The organism is Flavobacterium sp. XGLA_31 (genome assembly GCF_051547105.1).
Taxonomy (GTDB): Bacteria; Bacteroidota; Bacteroidia; order Flavobacteriales; family Flavobacteriaceae; genus Flavobacterium.
In genome coordinates this window covers 1-17367 of the sequence record NZ_JBPTTM010000004.1, presented here as the reverse complement: position 1 = coordinate 17367, position 17367 = coordinate 1, and the positions used below count along the sequence as shown (strand labels likewise).

Sequence of the window (17367 nt, the reverse complement as noted above, 5' to 3'; positions counted from 1 at the left end):
TTACTGATACAAGGCAGAAATCTTTTGCCAAAGGACATCATCAAAGTCGGATAACGCCAGATTGACGTTGTCGGCTGCATCACCCATTCGGATGACCACCATCTTTTTACTCGGAATCACATAGATTTTCTGATCGTTTTTCCCTAAAGCCATAAACATATCATTAGGCCCGGAAGGAATGATACTGCCAGGGAACTGCAGTTGACTTTGCGGCATGTGATAACTGGCCTTCCCATTCAACCACCACAAATAGCCATACGATAAATTAATATTTTGCGAAGTATTGGTAGCCGTACTGAAATACCCCTGATTGACCACCTGAGTTCCGTTCCAGTTGCCGTTGTTTAAAGCCATCAACCCAAAACGGGCCATACTTCTGGTAGTACTCCAATATACAATATTATTTCCTGAAGCCAACCATGAACCGGTCATGCCGAGTTTGTCCCGTAACTTGTTGTTGAAATAGGTGCTCCAGCTTTGTCCTGTGGCTTGAGCTACTACATCTTGTAATTTAACATAGACATTACTGTAAGCCCATCGGGTCCCGGCATCAGCTTTATAATTCAGACTGGAAGGAGTCACATCGTCGCTGTATACGCCATTGACATAATCATCAATGCCCGAAGTCATTGATAATAAATCTTTACATGTAATAAGATTTTCCTGTGCCAAGGTTTCATTGGTCCAGCCGGTTCCTATATAATCCGAAACTTTGTTGTTGATGTTGATGTAGCCTTCCTGCTGCGCTATACCTGTTACGGTAGATGTCAGTGTTTTTCCGGCACTGGCCCAGTACCAAGGAGTAGTAGCACTGTGACCGTTAAAATAATTTTCCATCACGATTCGGCCATTGACCAAAATCATAAAGGATTTGGAGTGTTTCAATTCTAAATAATCTAACAAAGGTTGCACGGCATTTTGATTCCACCCTAAATCGGCCAACGCTTTAGTGTCCCAGGTATCACTGCCGTCATTCGGTGGGAAGTACATGGCTTCGGCTGTAGTGCAGGTTACTTCGGGGCCATAAGCCGTACCGGCATTATTGGTAGCATATGCTCGAATGTAATAGGTGGTGTTAGGAGTTAATCCGGTGATGGTTGAGGTAAAAGTTCCACTGCCTGTTCCGTCAGTAGTTTTACTGTTTGCAGTGGTGGGATTATGATTCGTGCTCCAGCAAACCCCTCTTTGTGTGATTGAAGCCCCTCCGTCAGCGGTAATAGTTCCGCCACTGACTGTTGTAGTATTTGTCGTTGCAGTACATGCAGTTGTCGTTAGGGTTGCCAATGTGGCTTCAGCACTGCTGCTGTCATTAGAACACGACCAAGTTAAACTCACAAAAAGAACCAGCAATACGGAAAGGTTTTTCATAGATTAATTTTTTTATTTGTCGTAAGACCTTAAAGATACAAATTGGTTTAATGTTGATAACAATATTTTGTTTTTAGCCGTCAAGAATCAATTTTACAATTAAATTTGCTCTCTAATCCAATATTCCCATATGATGAAAAAAGTGAGTTTGCTTATCGTTACTTTGCTACTGATTTCCTGTCATACAGCCGTCAAAAAAGAAGACTTAACCAAGCTTAACGGTTACTGGGAAATCAAGCAAGTGAAGCTGTCTAATGGCGAAAAAAAAGACTATGAGGTCAATGAAACAGTTGATTTTTTTGAAGTAAAAAACAATGCAGGCTTTCGTCAAAAAGTCATGCCGCAGTTTGATGGCAAGTTTACCACCAACGGTATCAAAGAGAATATTAAAATTGTAGTGGATAATAATGACTATTTCATTGAGTACAGCACTTCATACGGCAAATGGAAAGAAGAGATTATCGAAATAGCCGACTCGGTTTTGGTACTCCAAAACAAAGAAAAACTACAATACGAATACAAACGTTTCACCCCTTTTTCACTTAAATAACATGGCTAAACGACTCAGCAATGAAAGCGCAATAGGCGATGTCCTCAAAGAATTTATTCAGGTGAATAAGCTCGAAGGCGGCATGAATCGCATTGATGTGGAAGCGGCATGGAAATCATTGATGGGCAACGGTGTCAATAGCTATACCAAAGAAGTTGTCCTGAAAGGTTCGACGCTTTATGTCTCTTTGACTTCAGCGGTACTTCGTGAGGAGTTGAGCTATGGCAAAGACAAAATCATCAAAATCATCAACGAGGAATTGGGTAAAGAAGTGGTCAAAGAAGTAATACTTCGTTAAGTATTAATTTCCAAATCTTTGATGTAGTCCTGGTATTCGTAAAAAAAGTACTCAAACTGGGTCATCATTTCACTGAAAAAATCAAAGATTTCCGGCCAATACGCTCTGTTGTTTAAACTCACGCCCAACTTTTCCACCCAAATACGACTGATTACTTTGCCGTTTTCTAAGTAAAAATTGCGTTCCAAAATGGCTTCAGGGAGGTATTCTTCCAGCAAAATGGTTTGTAACGATTGAACTTTTTCAAAATAAATTTTGCGTTTTTCCTCATCTTTCGGTTCAATGTCTAACTGTACCTGAGCCTTTTTATTGTCAATGTAGAACTTGAAAGTAACGTCCTTAATCTTAGTATCATACAGCAACCATTTTCTCGGATAGGCTTCGGCAAAAGCGGTCCAGAATTCTTTTTTAATACGTTGGGCTTCTTCTTTACTGTACATTTTAGTGGATTAAAATTGGCGTGCTATACATTTTTGAGGTAACTTTATGTTTTAAAACCTACATCATGCACTTTGACGAGTTTCTCAAATATCCGCCAAAAATACAAAATGTCGAGTTACCGGCAACGCAGGCTCATGCCAAAATGGCTCCTTCCAACCGCCTGGAATTACTCAAATCTGTTGATTTCTCTAAAATCAATCCCCGTCAGGCTGCCGTCATGATGTTGTTTTATCCTAAAGATGCCCAAACGCATTTGGCACTCATACTCCGCAACTCCTATAATGGTGTGCATTCGTCTCAAATTGCTTTTCCGGGTGGAAAGGTTGAACATTTTGATGCCGACTTACAAGCCACAGCACTCAGGGAAACCCATGAAGAAGTTGGCATTCACCCCGATTGTATTCAGGTCATTCGCCCGTTTACCCAAGTGTACATTCCGCCAAGTAATTTTATGGTGTATCCGTTTATGGGGTACAGTCATCATGAGTTGCAGTTTGTTTTACAGGAAGAAGAAGTTGCCGGTTTGGTTGAATTGCCTTTGGCCGACTTTTTAGACGATAGTATTCTGAAGAATAAAATCATGAAAACCTCTTATGCCGATGCTTTTGAGGTACCCGGTTTTCAGGTGAATGAACATTTTATTTGGGGTGCTACCGCCATGATGCTCAGCGAACTTAAAGAAACATTGAAAATGGTTTTATAAATCTTAAGTTTTTGTAGCTTTGCCATCCTAAAATGAAATGGAATTATGGGATTGTTCAAACGAAATCCTTTTGGTCATATACTCTTTATCAAAAAATGGTTGATCCGCATCTTTGGGGTGATTACCCACCGACGCTACCGCGGATTTAACGAACTGCATATCGAAGGCTCTGAGATTATCAAAGGGCTGCCCGATAAAAACGTACTTTTTATCTCCAACCACCAAACTTATTTTGCCGATGTTGTGGCGATGTTTCACGTGTTTAACGCCAGCCTTTCGGGTAGGGTAGACAGCATTAAAAACGTGGGTTATTTGTGGCAACCCAAAATGAATATTTATTATGTAGCCGCTTCCGAAACGATGAAAGCCGGTTTGTTGCCGCGTATCTTGGCTTATGTGGGGGCCATCAGTGTAGAAAGAACCTGGCGTGCCGGGGGTAAGGACGTCACTGAAAAGCGCGAAGTCAACCCGAACGATACCGAAAACATTCGCATAGCCTTAGAAGACGGTTGGGTGATTACTTTTCCGCAGGGCACCACCAAGTCGTTTAAACCCGTGCGTAAAGGGACGGCCCATATCATCAAACAGCACAAACCCATCGTAGTGCCTATAGTGATTGACGGTTTTCGTCGTTCGTTTGACAAAAAGGGACTGCGCATGAAAAAGAAAAACATACTGCAGTCGTTTATCATCAAGCCACCTTTGGAAATTGATTATGAAAACGAAACGATAGAAGAGATTGTAGACAAAGTGGCCTATGCCATAGAGCAACATCCTTCGTTCCTGAACGTGATACCTGCCGAAGAACTGGCCGAACAAGAGCGCCTCAACAAGCTTCGCCAATGGCATGTAGATAAAACAAAAATCCCTCAATAGAGGGATTTTTTATTGCAGTTGGGTTGCTTCAAAGCAAATAATTCGTGTTCCGATGTCGGATTTTGGGGTTTCGTAGTGGGCTTGTCGTGGTCCGATACCCATTTTAAAGCTTCAGTTATTGGGTTGTAGGAGTCCGAGGCCTGTTTGAGTGAGTCAGAAGACCGTTTGAGTGAGTCCGAAGCACGTTTGAGTGAGTCCGAAGCCTGTTTGATTGAGTCCGAAGCCCGTTTGACGGCTGGGAGACCTTGGAAATACTGGAAAGTTGGTTTTGGGAGGGGGTTTAAAATACTACTCGAAGGATTGACTTTTTTGAACTTTGGGTTTTGTATGGTAGTGGAAGGGATTGCTTTTGTATGAAACGGAAGGTCTTTGTTGTGTTTTGTGTGGTCTTTGTGGTTGAATAGTTGCTCTTTTTTGATTTTTGACCTCTCTTGGTCGTGTTTTGGCTTCTCTTGCTAGGGTTTTGGCATGTGTTTGTTGGGTTTTGGTATGTGTTTGTTGTGTATTGGCTTCTCTTGGTTGTGTATTGCCTTCTCTTTGTTGTGTATTGCCTTCTCTTTGTTGTGTTTTGGTTTCTCTTTGTTGTGTTTTGACTTGTCTTGGTGGTATTTTGGTTGGTTTCTTATTTTTTGCTGAGGGAGGCATGAGGAAGTGTTGGTGATGTTGCCGCGGTTGTAGCGTGTTTTATTGTATAAGCAAAGGCAGCCCGAGGGCTGCCTTTTAGGTGTGGTATTAAGAATGAAAAAATGTGCTTGGTTGTTTGATTTTAGAGACCATGCGAAAGGATTGACTTGGTCGAACCTTTAGTTTCGCGCGGAAGCGGGGGGAGTATTTACTTGTTTTCAGAAACACTTTTTATGTGTTCTAATACTCGATTATGAATTTTATGGATAATTAAATCACTCCATTGTTTCCAATATATTTCAGGTTTAATATTGTCGTAATACCATGTTGTACCTTCGAGTAATGTTTTCTCATTTGACAGTTTTATGAGTTTAAATTGCCCTCTTTTAGAAACGAAATAATCGTGTAAATGTGGAGCATCGATATTCCAAAAACTTAATTCTTTCATTGGCGCCGGTTGCTCAACAACATCGAACTTTAGCAGTTTATTTTCATTCCAAACAGTAACAGGTTCTACAAAACTTCCTGTAGTGAAATTACAATGTCTCACAGCGCCAACTCCATGACCAACAATGACTGCGTTTATTGGATAAGCAATTCCAGTTTTAAAAATGAATTCTTTTGGTTCATCTAATTGAGGAAACTCAATTACATTTTTCCAGACAGTACTTACGTCAGCATTGATAACTATTGATGTTGTAACAGAAGTTATACTCGGATTTATTTTTTTCTCAACAAAAGATGTCAACGGAATAAATGCCAGTAATATCAATAAAGCTGTTGGAGTAGAGGCAGGTTTTTTTTAAATAATTGAATATCCGATTAAACTACCAATCCAAGTAAAGAAAATACCAATGGGTGCTGCCATTACTATGCAAATTAAACCTTCAATAGCAAAAGCAATTAATCCTAATGTAAATATTCCAAGACTTTTATATCCTATCCAAATAGCTTCTTTTCTTGTTATTTCTCTTTTGTAACCATAGAAAACGGTAGAACCAAAACCTATGAAAATAGGAGTTAATATAAAGAGCGCCATTCCATATTCACCGATACCGTATATTCCCCATATTGTCATTAATCCAGCAATTAGAATTGTTATTCCAATTGAAAGCCATTCTCGTTTTGTCTGTGTCAAATTATTTAAATATTCCATTTTTCTTGTTTATGAAAACGTTTTCAAAATTACCGACTTTTGTTTCGCGCTGTAGCGGGGGGTATTATTAAAAGTAATTAGTAAACAAAATCAGTTTGCAGTCGTTCTTATTAACTATTATACTTAATTCACCATCATTAACTTTATGCGGTTCTCCTAAGTATGTAGTTATGAACCATAACTTCTTTGTTTTGTCTTCACTAATCTGAATGTACTTTTCTATGTAAAATTTGTTTTTGGGATAGTTCATTAAAGCAAGACTTATTGCAAAATGTCTAGCTTTTTCTTTAGTATCTAAAACATCATAATAAAACCTTTTTTTATCTTCAAAACTCAGATTTTTTGTTTTAAGTAATAAATCTACATGCTCTTGAAAACTCTTTTGTCTTGCGAAACTTGTACTGTCAATTGTTTTATTGTTTTCTTGAGCTATACATTGAAATTTAGAAAAAATTAAAAACAGAATAGTAATTATAATTTGTTTTTTCATGCTGTATAGTTTCTCTTTAATAAGTTGGTTTACTCTTGTTGGTAACTTGCAAATACCTTCAGTTTGATGTCTTTTTTTAAAGTATACTGCAATATACAAAAAAGAGTACAAAAACAAGTTTAATGCTATATCAGTAAAATGGCTGTTTCAAACCTTTAACGGTTTGTTTTATACTATTATTTCGGGGTGCTTTTAACTTTCTTTTACCACTTTTCTTGGGGAATAAGGGTTATGTTTGCGCTATGGGAACGAAGCGATTCTTAGCGTGGGGTAAAATTGGGGTACTGCTGTTGCTGTGGAGCACTATGGCCGTGGCCAAAACGGTGGTGCCCGGTAGCCTTGCTCCCGAAACCAAGGCGTTAACGCTGGTGAAAGGCAAGCCAGTCTTGGCTAAAGAGTTGTTGCAACCCCAAGTCCTTTTGGTTAGAGTGGGCGTGGAGCACGCGGCCAAACCGATGCCGTCGGGCGATGTGGTATTGACCGGGTCTCTAATCCTAAGCCGCGCGGTACATTACAGCGGCACTGCTACGACTGTTCTGCAAGACGTGGACCGCTGCGAAAGTGTTTCCCGTTACTTATTTCCGTATCATTTTTTTTGGTAAAGCTCCGGTTTAGACTTTCGTTTTAACCGCTGTTGTCTCCCGTGTGAGGAAGGCAACAGGATTTCTTTATTTAAAAAATATATCATGGATACACCTGTAATTATTATTGGTATTGTGCTGCTGGCGATAGTAGTCGTGCCGGTTTATTTTGTCCTTAAGGGGAAGAAAATAGACGAAAAACAAATCAAAACCCTTTTTGCCCAATACAGTCAGAACAACCGGTATCGGTTTCAGTTGATGGCTACGCACCACCGTAAAGCACTGGCTATTGACCCGGTGAACCGGGGGTTGCTTTTTATTGATTTTAATTTGAGCGAACCTTATGTGGCTTTCCGCGATTTGACGGAGACCAAAGAATGTGCTGTAGCGACCGACAATCCGCAGGGGTTGACCAATGTGGTCAAAAAAGTAGAATGGATTTTCTTTTCGCGAACGGGGCTTTCACAGCACCATGACCTGGTGTTTCACGACAAGAACCGTCCATATATTGTACCGGTTTACGGTCACGAAGAACAAAGGCTGGCCGAGGAATGGCAGCAACTGATTCATAAACACCTGTAACAGAAAAGCGGCTTGGAAGCCGCTTTTTTTATGTAAATGGGTTTGATATCATAATCAAAATAACACAAAAGAAGAGTCCCGCTATTAGCAGCGGGACTTTTTATTTGCAGCTGTTTGATTATTCTTTAAGGTAGTCTTTGTATTGTTTTATCTCGGCTTTTATTCGACCGTTGATATCCATTTTAGCACCGGTAAAAACAAAGATGGTGGTGCCAAATTCTCGGGCATTAGGGTTGGTTATAGCCCCGGCGACGGAGGATGATTCAAAGAAGGGCGAGGTTTTCTGAAGTTCGGTTTTACTGTTATCGGCTTCTTTTATCCGGATTATGTTTTTGTATTTTTTGGTAAGGTCAAACCAATTAATATAATCGGCATTGAATGAAACGGCCTGTATTTTTTGTTTTGTATAGTAATTGATGGCGCCGGCCTGCCCGTAGTTATCACAAAGGATAAGGGTTTGGTGCTGGTTGGGTAATTTTTGGTAAACCGAGTCTGTTTTTTGCGCCAGTTCTTTCCAGCCCTGCATATCGGCAAAATCTTGAGGCAGGGTATGATCTTTTCCGTCTTCCCAACGAAGTAATCCCAATTTTTTATAAAGTTCAGGATGTTTTAAAATATAGTTTGGAGTTTTATTTGGAAAAGCGATGTTATAAACCGGTATAAAAAGCAGTAGCGGCAGCGCAATGGCAACCGGCTGCAGGTATTTTTTCCATCCTGTTTTCAGCCATTCGCCTAAAACAACTGCGCCAAAAGCAATGTAAACAGGATAAAGTCCTATGGCATAATAATCTTTTGCTTTGAAATACATAAAGACGATGATGGTTAGGAAAAAGGAAAAGAAAAATAAACGAAAAGGCTTAAAAGGTTTGTAAAACAACAATCCCACAAAGCCTGAAATAATCACAAAGAAAGCTCCGATAAAAAAGAGCAATTGATGCTGTAAAAAATCAAATCGGTCTACGTTTACCAGTTGTGTAGCGGCCAATTCTTTGAGATGGTGCACTACCGGAAAGTGATTGTTGTATTGCCAAAGGAGGTTGGGGGCCATTAGGAAAAAACCAATGAGTAAAGCTGTATAGAATTGTTTTTGGGCAAACATCATACAATGTTTGGTTAACAACAACACGGGTAACAGCCCGATGAGAAGAAAAATGATGTTGTATTTGTTAAGAAAGCCCAATGCAAAAGTCAAAGCTCCCATAAAGAGCCATTTGGTGTTTTGAGTTTGGATATAACGGATGACGATGAAATAAAAAGTAACCCAGCATAACACGTCAAAAGAATTGGGTTGGTATAAAATATTGAGTCGTAAAACAGCCGAAAACAAAATACAAACAGCCCCTAACACTAAGGAAAACAAACTGCCATTTAAGGATTCGATGGTTTTCCAAACGATGTAAATAGTAAGGGCGCCAAACAAGGCAGGGAAAAACTTAACCCAAAAAACATCGTTTCCTAAAAGCAAAATTAATTTAGAAACCCAGGAAGTAAAAGGCGGCACCGAGATATACCCCCAGTCTAAATGTCTGCCTTGGTCGAGATGCAGGTATTCATCACGGTGCAAATCGTATTCGGGACTGATTAAAAAACAGTGCAGTATAAATTTCAGTGCAATGAACCCTAATAATAGTATAGTCTTTTTTCCCATTTGTTATGTTTAAAAAAAGTCCCGCTTGGGGACTTTCTTCTTATAAATCTATTTTCTGTAACTCTTTGTAATTCTTGTTGAGTTTGCGCAGCAGGATACCGTAGATGAGTCGGTAAAACAACCAAATGAGTCCTACCATCACGCCCATAATCAGCAAAACAAATCCGATGGTTTTGCAGAGTACCGTGGTGCCGTTGTCGCCGTGTATCTGATTGAGGTAAGCGGCGTATTTTGAATCGTAATTCATTTGTACATAAAAAACCACCAGGGTCCCCACCACAAAGAATACGATGTTGAACCATACATAGTACTGTACTGTTTTTCGGGTTTTGAGGATGTCGCCCATCAACTGTTTGGTAGAGGTGGTGGCCGAGATGCGGCGGTAGTTGCGGTAAAACAAATAAATAAACACGGCCACCACAACATAGCTGATGATGTTGTAAACGGTGTTGATTTCTTTGATGTAGTCAAATATTTCGTTGCCGTATTTTTTCTTGAGGTAGCCATCGCCCAGATACAGCAGGCTGATGATGTTCCAAAACACGAACTCCAGGATACTGATAATCAAAATCCATTTTACAATAGAGGATGATCGTTTATGTATCATGGTGTATATCTCAGTTTCGGTGACCTGTGTAAAAGAATGGGTGTCTTTTTTCCAGGCTTTTTTTAATAAATCCAACTCTTCCATAATCCTTAGGGATTTAATATTTTTTTTAATTTTCCTTTAATTCGGTTCATTTTTACTCGGGCATTGACTTCACTAATTCCCAGGGTTTCGGAGATTTCGGTATAATCTTTATCTTCTAAATAGAGAAATACCAAGGCTTTCTCTATATCATTCAGTTGGTGTACTGCCTGATACATTAACTTAATTTGCTCTTCTTCCTCAAAGTTATACTCCTCCTGTGACAAGAAATGCTTTTGCCCTTCGTAGCTTATAGTGGCTACAGAGCGGGTACTTTTTCGGTATAAGGTAATAGCAGTGTTGAGTGCCACGCGGTACGCCCAGGTAGAAAATTTGGACTCCCCTCTAAACTTCGGAAAGGCTTTCCAAAGCTGAATGGTAATTTCCTGAAACAAATCGTTATGTGCATCCTCGCCGTTGGTGTACAACCTACATATCTTGTGGATGATGTTTTGGTTTTCCTTCAGCTGTTTTACAAAGGATTGTTCTAAGTGGTCACTCATAGCCTCGTTAGTAGGGCGGCAGCCCATTTTGTTACAAATACAAATCTAAGAATTTTAAATTAGGGATAGAAGATTCAATTTTGTTTACCTTTGTAGCTCAAAAATCACAAGCATATACCATGAAAATAGGGCATTACAATACACTTACCATAGCACGCGAAACCAAAGTCGGACTTTTTTTAACCGATGGCAAAGACGACGTTTTACTTCCGTTGAAGTATGTCCCGAAGGAATATACCGTAGGAGATGAAATGGTGGTGTTTGTGTACCTGGATCATGAGGAACGCCCGGTGGCGACTACGCTCGAGCCTTATATTTTGATGGATGAGTTTGGATTGTTGCGGGTGAATTATGTGAACAAGTTTGGTGCCTTTTTAGACTGGGGCTTGGAAAAAGATATTTTCGTGCCGTTTAAAGAACAAGCCCGCCCAATGGAAAAAGGCAAGCGCTATTTGGTTTTTGCTTACATCGATGAGAAAACCAACAGAATCGTAGCTTCGAGCAAAACCAATCAGTTTTTGAGTAACGAAAACCTAACGGTAGGTGTAGGCGATGAAGTAGATTTAATCATCTCTCACATTACCGAAGTAGGGATTAATGTGATTATTAACGACCAGCACAAAGGGTTACTCTATAAAGACCAAGTGTATGATGATATCCGCACCGGTGACCGCATGACGGGGTATATCAAAAACATTCGCCCCGATCATAAGATTGACGTGACGCTGCAAAAAATAGGATACGAAAACATTGAACCCAATGCCAAGAAAATCCTGGACGAACTCAGAGCCAGCAGAGGATTTTTAAGATTGAATGACAACAGTCATCCGGAAGACATTAAAACGGTGTTGAAGATGAGTAAAAAGACGTTCAAAAAAGCAATAGGGTCGCTTTACAAAAACAAGCAAATAGAGATTAAAGACGACGGCATTTATTTGGTGAAAGAATAAACTAATGCTCTATTCAGCACCAACAAGCTCCAGTTCACTTGGGATTTCAGAAGCCGTTGTTTTGGGTTTTTTATAAAACAAGTTACTCACCATATTTAGTGTAGCATAAGGACGGTTGGAGTATTTGTTACCCAAACATACTACAGTAATGGTATCTTTTCTCACCGGTACGAAAGAAGTATTGTTTCCGTGCCACCAGCCGTTGTGGTAAATCATTTTTTCTCCTGTAGGTTGTAAAAAGCGCATGCGCATTCCCAATCCGTAATCTTTTACCGGTTTGGCGGTATTCCCAGCGCTATAGCCTACATAAGCTTCCTGTAACAGTTTTTGGTCTATAAAATCAGGTGAATAAGTAGCCAAATCGAATTTTACCAAATCGCGTGGTGTAGAGTAAATATTTTTGTCGCCATACAAAGCGTCAAACTGATCCCAAGGAAATTGTGCGTTGCCTTTGTACGACTTAGAAGCCGTTTCTCTGTCGGTGTCGTAATTGAATACGTAAGTGCTTTTCATTCCCAAAGGTTTGAAAATTAACGACTGCATGGCCTGACGGTAGTTTTGTCCGGTAGCTTTTTCGATGATAAGGGCTAACAATACATAATTGGTATTGCAGTAATCAAATCGGGTATTGGTATGAAATAACTGTCTGAACTTGTGCTTGGCCAATAAATCCAAAATATCCTGATTAGATAATACCTTTCTGTTGTTCCATTGTTTTTTTAATAAAGCGCTGAAACTGGAATAAGGCTGAATACCGCTGCGGTGATTCAACAACATTCTGATGGTGATGTCTTTGTATGGAAATTGCGGAAGCCAATCGGTTACTTTTTGATCCAGCATGATGTTGTCTTGCTGCACTAATTTCAACACGGCTGTGGCAGTCAATACTTTACTTACGGAAGCTAAATGAATTCCGGTTAAAGAATCAATCTCTTTGTGGGTACGGGTATCGGCGTAACCTTGGTAGTTTTCATAAAGAATACGACCGTTTTTAGCCACTATAAAACCACCGCTGTAATAAGGCGATTTAATCCATTTGTTGTAAAAAGAATCGATTTTAGGAGTTACCGAACGAATGTAGTGGTCAGAAACTCCGCCCATTTTCACATGAAAAGGAATGGTGATAGAAGTACTGTCTCTATTTTCAGCATGACCAAAAAAAGCAGTAGGTCTTTTTTCTCTTGGTCCGGAAATATAGAAAAACAGTGATAAAAAGAATGTGACTAGGGCTACTTTCATAATCTTAATTCATTGCAATAATAACAATTATTTAATACATACGAAAATAAAACACAAAAATCAAACCAAAACTTAGGTTGTATATCTCTGTAAAACAACCTACTTTTGCGCCAACAACAACACAATATAATGAATACAATCACTACTACTCAGTTCCAATTTCCGGGACAAAAATCAGTTTACCGCGGTAAAGTCCGTGAAGTTTATAACATTAATGACGAATTGCTGGTGATGATAGCCACTGACAGGCTTTCGGCTTTTGATGTTGTGATGCCCAAAGGGATTCCTTATAAAGGACAAATTCTGAATCAAATTGCTACCAAGTTCATGCACTTGACACAAGATATAGTCCCTAATTGGCTTATCGCCACACCCGATCCCAATGTAGCTGTTGGGCACTTATGTGAACCCTTTAAAGTAGAAATGGTCATCAGAGGTTATCTTTCGGGACATGCTGCCCGGGAGTATGCTTCAGGTAAAAGAACCCTTTGCGGTGTTACAATGCCTGAGGGATTAAAAGAGAATGATAAATTCCCAACACCTATAATAACACCTACCACTAAGGCTGATAATGGTTCGCATGATGAAGATATTTCCAGAGAAGCGATATTGGATAATGGCATCGTTACCGAAGCCGATTATGTAGTGTTGGAACAATATACCAGAGCTTTATACCAAAGAGGCACAGAAATAGCCGCCGCTCGAGGGTTGATTTTGGTGGATACCAAATATGAATTCGGGAAAACGAAAGACGGTAAGATTGTCTTGATTGACGAAATCCACACCCCGGATTCCTCTCGTTATTTCTATGCTGATGGTTACCAACAGAGACAGGACAGAGGAGAAGAACAAAAGCAATTGTCAAAAGAGTTCGTGCGTCGTTGGTTAATTGAAAACGGATTTCAGGGAAAAGAAGGACAGCAAATACCAGACATGACCGACGAATACATTGAAACCGTTTCCGAACGCTATATAGAGTTGTATGAAAACATACTGGGAGAGAAATTTGTTAAAGCAGACATCTCAAACATCAACCAGCGTATCGAACAAAATGTATTGCGGTTTTTACAATCGTAAACTTTTTGTAAAGTTATAATGATGAACCACGCCAAGGCGTGGTTTTTTTGTGCAAAATGTTAAATTTTTGTTATAGTTAACAGATTGATGCAACGAAAAGTAGGGTGTGGTCGTCTTATCAGCAATCATAACTTTTAAAACAAAATCATCATGAAAAAAACAATCATTTTTGCAGGTTTAGCCTTAGTGGCTTTTGCTAATGTTTCATTGGCATCTAATTTATCAACTGTTGCACCGCCAACGGAGATAACAGTGAACACAAACACTCCTTTGTGTAATGCCATCTATAAAGGAGACCTGGTAACAGTTAAAAAATTCGTTGAGTATGGTGCCGATGTGAATGAAACATCTAACGGAATGACACCATTAATGTTTGCAGCCCGTTACAACAAAGTAGAAATTATCAAATACCTGCTTGAAAAAGGGGCTGACAAAAATGTTAAAGACGAAAGAGGGAATAATGCAGCCAAATATGCTGAATTATCCAACTCACAAGATGCTTTAGCACTTTTGAAACAAGCATAAACCTTACATTTAAAGCACGGTTTCACTCCTGATACCGTGCTTTTTCTCTTAAATATTGTTTATTCCTGAAAGTTTCAAAAGTTAAAATAATGTTAAATTTAAGTACTATGCAATACAAGATACCTTTTTTTAGACATATATTTGCATAGGATATTAATCCAATAAAATAAAACATCAATCATATAAAATCAATCATCATGAAAACATCAATCATTTTTTTAGGACTAATTGCTGTAACATTTACAACCAATACCAATGCAGCAAATGTGTTTAATACACAAAATGTAAATCAACAGGAGCTGGTAGCGTTATGTGCAGACAGTCTGCAACAAGAAAATCAATTACTTATCGTAAACCAACAATTTTCAAAAGAAACTATTGAAAACAATGGAAGCGAAGAAGTGGTTTTTAACCCTAATTCAGTAATCACAACTGCTTATGCAAAATCAACAGCAGAAGTAACGGCAGAAGACAAATTAATTACAGAAGCTAAAGAAGATGCAATTCAGCCGCTTTGTATTGAAACCACATTGCAAGACAGAATTGCAGAAGACAATGCCATAATCGAAAGTACAGCAGGAAACGAACTGTACGCTTTGGATTTTGAAAAAATCAATAGAGCTGTGAAAACAAGCAAAGTTCCTAATCACAACTTGGCTGTTTCTGTCGATTTAAAATTATAAGTTTAGGTTGAACTTTCGCTGAGCCAAGCGAAAGTAAAAAGGATTCCGATTCGGAATCTTTTTTTATTTTTAATACTATTTAAAATAGGAAAAAGTATCGTTGTTTTCTATTTTGAGCAAACTTTCATAAATCAGTTTAATAACGTTTTCCACATCTTCACGGTGTACCATTTCAACCGTTGTGTGCATATACCGCAGAGGGAGTGAAATCAAAGCCGAAGCTACACCACCGTTACTGTAAGCAAAAGCATCGGTGTCTGTTCCTGTAACCCGTGAGGTGGCATGACGTTGGAAAGGAATTTTCTTTTCCTCAGCAGTACCTACAATTAAATCTCTTAAGGTATTGTGAACGGCTGGCGCATAAGCAATAACAGGGCCTTTACCCATTTGTAGGTCGCCTTCAATTTTCTTGTCAATCATGGGAGTAGTAGTGTCGTGACACACATCAGTGACAATGGCTACATTGGGTTTGATGGTATTGGTAATCATTTCGGCACCACGCAGCCCAATCTCTTCCTGAACGGAGTTGGTGATGTATAAACCAAACGGAAGTTTCTTCTTATTCTCTTTTAATAAACGGGCCACTTCTGCAATCATAAAGCCTCCCATTCGGTTATCGATGGCACGACAAACAAATTTGTTGTCGTTCAAAATCATGAATTCATCCGGATAAGTAATCACACAGCCCACATGCACCCCCAGTTTTTCCACTTCTTCTTTAGTAGAGCAACCACAATCGATGAAGATATTGTGCAATGTGGCCGACTCTTCTTTGCCGCGGTTTCGGGTATGAATGGCAGGCCAGCCGAACACGCCTTTTACAATCCCTTTTTTGGTGTGAATGTTGACACGCTTGGAAGGAGCGATTTGATGATCGGAACCGCCATTTCGAATAACGTATATCAAACCGTTATCTGTAATGTAATTTACATACCAGGAAATCTCGTCTGAGTGTCCTTCTATGACTACTTTATAGGAAGCCTCCGGGTTAATAACCCCCACAGCCGAACCATAAGTATCCGTGATAAAAGTATCCACATAAGGTTTCAGGTAGTTCATCCATATTTTTTGACCATTCGATTCATAACCTGTAGGTGAGGCGTTATTCAAATAGCTTTCCAGAAACGAAAGGGATGATTTGTTGAGTATAGATTTTATTGCCATAAATATTTTTTTTTGCTAAAATATAAATTTGGCATTAGAGTTGTTAATGATATTCTATTAATTTTACCCTAATATTAGTAGCCATGAAATCGAAGATTCACGAATACCCAAAAGACCAATTTAATATCATGAGTAAAAAGTTACTCTTTCTTGTTGTTGCCATCCTGTTTTCAATCGCTTCTGAAGCTCAGGTGGTGACCGATTCGATTTCTAAAAAAGAAGTATCTACAGAAGAAAACGATACTATTTTAGATGAACCGGTGGTGTTGCAGGAAGTAATCATATATAAGGACAAGTTAACCCCCGAAGAAAAGAAAGCGTTTCTTTTGTTGCAAAACAGAGTATTCAAAGTATATCCCTATGCCAAAACTGCGGCCGACAGATTAACGTTGCTCAATAGGAATATGGATAAAATGAAAACCAATCGCGAAAAAAAGAAGTACTTTAAAATAGTGGAGGACTATATAGAGAACGAGTTCACGGCACAATTAAAAAAACTGTCCCGCAAACAGGGACAAATTCTGGTGAAGCTAATTCACCGCCAAACCGGTTCCACTACCTATGAATTGATTAAAGAATACAAAAGCGGATGGAAAGCATTTTGGTCCAATAACACCGCGCGTTTGTTTGATATTAATCTCAAGACAAAATTCGAGCCCTATGAAGTCAATGAAGACTTTCTCATCGAAACCATTCTCGACAGGGCCTTTACCCGAGGCAGACTGGTACCTCAAAAAGCTGCGAATCCGGTAGATGTGGATGAACTTACAGAATACTGGGTTACTAAAGCCGCCAAAAAGTAAAAAACAGTAATACTTGTATTTACAAGCGGGAGGATGTGTTGTGCTGACAAGACATCCTCCCGCTGTTCGTTATCACCTTTTCCTTTTTCGTTTTAAAGGAAATCCGTTGCCTTTGGAGCGGGGCTGTAGGTGTTTTGTTCGGTAGTTGTTCGGTAAAAGAGCTGTTTTGCCGAAGGTGTACCGAAGAAGCATCGAAGAAGTACCGAAGAAAACCCCTTAAAATTGGCTCAAAGCAGACAATTTAGGACAAAAGCAGACAAAAGCGGACAATTCCGGACAAAAGCGGACAGGTTTTCGGTTGGGTTACCGGGGTGTTTTATCTTTGGATTTTGAAAGTCTCGACCAACTGCATTTGCAAATTACATGATATCAGTGGATTAAAAAAAAGATAAAAAAAGGGGGAAAAAGATTTGGATTG

General features: G+C 39.3%; 22 protein-coding genes. 11 read left to right on the top strand and 11 right to left on the bottom strand.

Going from position 1 to position 17367, the window contains the following annotated elements; genetic code table 11:
• A complete protein-coding gene (locus tag ACSVH6_RS08870) occupies positions 1-1062 on the bottom strand; it encodes a serine hydrolase domain-containing protein (protein ID WP_438078011.1) in 1062 nt (353 codons plus the stop codon).
• A 436-nt stretch (positions 1063-1498) separates the two neighbouring features.
• Here ACSVH6_RS08870 and ACSVH6_RS08865 point away from each other — a divergent pair, with 436 nt between their 5' ends.
• Both ACSVH6_RS08865 and ACSVH6_RS08860 read left to right on the top strand, forming a co-directional pair.
• Entirely contained in the window at positions 1499-1918 is a 420-nt protein-coding gene (locus ACSVH6_RS08865) for a hypothetical protein (RefSeq protein ID WP_438077616.1), read from the top strand.
• Position 1919: 1 nt separating this feature from the next.
• Positions 1920-2216 carry a DUF721 domain-containing protein gene (locus ACSVH6_RS08860; RefSeq protein WP_438077614.1) on the top strand — a complete coding sequence of 99 codons (297 nt, stop codon included), beginning with the start codon at positions 1920-1922 and terminating at the stop codon, positions 2214-2216.
• Here the strand turns inward: ACSVH6_RS08860 and ACSVH6_RS08855 are convergent.
• Positions 2213-2656 (bottom strand): DUF4268 domain-containing protein, encoded by a 444-nt coding sequence (locus ACSVH6_RS08855; protein ID WP_438077612.1) that lies wholly within the window; start codon positions 2654-2656, stop codon positions 2213-2215. The two genes, ACSVH6_RS08860 and ACSVH6_RS08855, sit on opposite strands and share 4 nt — an antisense overlap.
• Before the next feature lie 65 nt (positions 2657-2721).
• Here ACSVH6_RS08855 and ACSVH6_RS08850 point away from each other — a divergent pair, with 65 nt between their 5' ends.
• Positions 2722-3360 (top strand): NUDIX hydrolase, encoded by a 639-nt coding sequence (locus tag ACSVH6_RS08850; RefSeq protein ID WP_438077610.1) that lies wholly within the window; start codon positions 2722-2724, stop codon positions 3358-3360.
• A gap of 45 nt (positions 3361-3405) precedes the next feature.
• The gene (locus ACSVH6_RS08845) at positions 3406-4236 is read left to right on the top strand and encodes a lysophospholipid acyltransferase family protein (RefSeq protein ID WP_438077608.1); all 831 of its coding nucleotides are present in this window, start codon (positions 3406-3408) and stop codon (positions 4234-4236) included.
• A 288-nt stretch (positions 4237-4524) separates the two neighbouring features.
• On the opposite strand, the gene ACSVH6_RS08840 is transcribed toward ACSVH6_RS08845, so the two are convergent.
• The 4 genes from ACSVH6_RS08840 to ACSVH6_RS08825 form a co-directional block, all read right to left on the bottom strand.
• Complete coding sequence (locus ACSVH6_RS08840) at positions 4525-4881, bottom strand: hypothetical protein (RefSeq protein ID WP_438077606.1); 357 nt, start codon at positions 4879-4881, stop codon at positions 4525-4527.
• A gap of 187 nt (positions 4882-5068) precedes the next feature.
• Positions 5069-5632 (bottom strand): hypothetical protein, encoded by a 564-nt coding sequence (locus tag ACSVH6_RS08835; protein WP_438077605.1) that lies wholly within the window; start codon positions 5630-5632, stop codon positions 5069-5071.
• A gap of 30 nt (positions 5633-5662) precedes the next feature.
• A complete protein-coding gene (locus tag ACSVH6_RS08830; protein WP_438077603.1) occupies positions 5663-6016 on the bottom strand; it encodes a hypothetical protein in 354 nt (117 codons plus the stop codon).
• A 67-nt stretch (positions 6017-6083) separates the two neighbouring features.
• Positions 6084-6506 (bottom strand): hypothetical protein, encoded by a 423-nt coding sequence (locus ACSVH6_RS08825; RefSeq protein WP_438077601.1) that lies wholly within the window; start codon positions 6504-6506, stop codon positions 6084-6086.
• 242 nt (positions 6507-6748) lie between these two features.
• On the opposite strand from ACSVH6_RS08825, the gene ACSVH6_RS08820 reads away from it, so the two are divergent.
• Both ACSVH6_RS08820 and ACSVH6_RS08815 read left to right on the top strand, forming a co-directional pair.
• Positions 6749-7108: a hypothetical protein gene (locus tag ACSVH6_RS08820; RefSeq protein WP_438077599.1), complete on the top strand. Its 360-nt coding sequence runs from the start codon at positions 6749-6751 to the stop codon at positions 7106-7108.
• An 84-nt stretch (positions 7109-7192) separates the two neighbouring features.
• Positions 7193-7669, top strand: a complete 477-nt coding sequence (locus tag ACSVH6_RS08815) for a hypothetical protein (protein ID WP_438077597.1) — start codon at positions 7193-7195, stop codon at positions 7667-7669.
• A 118-nt stretch (positions 7670-7787) separates the two neighbouring features.
• Here ACSVH6_RS08815 and ACSVH6_RS08810 read toward each other — a convergent pair whose 3' ends face one another.
• The 3 genes from ACSVH6_RS08810 to ACSVH6_RS08800 are packed head-to-tail and all read right to left on the bottom strand — an operon-like array spanning position 7788 to position 10508.
• Positions 7788-9317, bottom strand: a complete 1530-nt coding sequence (locus ACSVH6_RS08810) for a glycosyltransferase family 39 protein (RefSeq protein WP_438077596.1) — start codon at positions 9315-9317, stop codon at positions 7788-7790.
• 40 nt (positions 9318-9357) lie between these two features.
• Entirely contained in the window at positions 9358-10008 is a 651-nt protein-coding gene (locus ACSVH6_RS08805) for a hypothetical protein (protein WP_438077594.1), read from the bottom strand.
• Positions 10009-10013: 5 nt separating this feature from the next.
• Complete coding sequence (locus ACSVH6_RS08800) at positions 10014-10508, bottom strand: RNA polymerase sigma factor (RefSeq protein WP_438077592.1); 495 nt, start codon at positions 10506-10508, stop codon at positions 10014-10016.
• 119 nt (positions 10509-10627) lie between these two features.
• On the opposite strand from ACSVH6_RS08800, the gene ACSVH6_RS08795 reads away from it, so the two are divergent.
• Positions 10628-11458, top strand: coding sequence for a CvfB family protein (locus tag ACSVH6_RS08795; RefSeq protein WP_438077590.1), 831 nt, complete (start codon positions 10628-10630; stop codon positions 11456-11458).
• A 9-nt stretch (positions 11459-11467) separates the two neighbouring features.
• On the opposite strand, the gene ACSVH6_RS08790 is transcribed toward ACSVH6_RS08795, so the two are convergent.
• A complete protein-coding gene (locus tag ACSVH6_RS08790) occupies positions 11468-12697 on the bottom strand; it encodes a serine hydrolase domain-containing protein (protein WP_438077588.1) in 1230 nt (409 codons plus the stop codon).
• Positions 12698-12826: 129 nt separating this feature from the next.
• Here ACSVH6_RS08790 and ACSVH6_RS08785 point away from each other — a divergent pair, with 129 nt between their 5' ends.
• From ACSVH6_RS08785 to ACSVH6_RS08775, 3 genes are all read left to right on the top strand, one after another.
• Entirely contained in the window at positions 12827-13774 is a 948-nt protein-coding gene (locus tag ACSVH6_RS08785) for a phosphoribosylaminoimidazolesuccinocarboxamide synthase (RefSeq protein WP_438077586.1), read from the top strand.
• 150 nt (positions 13775-13924) lie between these two features.
• Positions 13925-14299 (top strand): ankyrin repeat domain-containing protein, encoded by a 375-nt coding sequence (locus ACSVH6_RS08780; RefSeq protein WP_438077584.1) that lies wholly within the window; start codon positions 13925-13927, stop codon positions 14297-14299.
• A 197-nt stretch (positions 14300-14496) separates the two neighbouring features.
• Positions 14497-14982, top strand: coding sequence for a hypothetical protein (locus tag ACSVH6_RS08775; RefSeq protein WP_438077582.1), 486 nt, complete (start codon positions 14497-14499; stop codon positions 14980-14982).
• Positions 14983-15057: 75 nt separating this feature from the next.
• Here ACSVH6_RS08775 and ACSVH6_RS08770 read toward each other — a convergent pair whose 3' ends face one another.
• A complete protein-coding gene (locus tag ACSVH6_RS08770) occupies positions 15058-16146 on the bottom strand; it encodes a M42 family metallopeptidase (protein ID WP_438077580.1) in 1089 nt (362 codons plus the stop codon).
• A gap of 83 nt (positions 16147-16229) precedes the next feature.
• Here ACSVH6_RS08770 and ACSVH6_RS08765 point away from each other — a divergent pair, with 83 nt between their 5' ends.
• Complete coding sequence (locus tag ACSVH6_RS08765) at positions 16230-16949, top strand: DUF4294 domain-containing protein (RefSeq protein WP_438077578.1); 720 nt, start codon at positions 16230-16232, stop codon at positions 16947-16949.
• Positions 16950-17367: the final 418 nt, after the last annotated feature.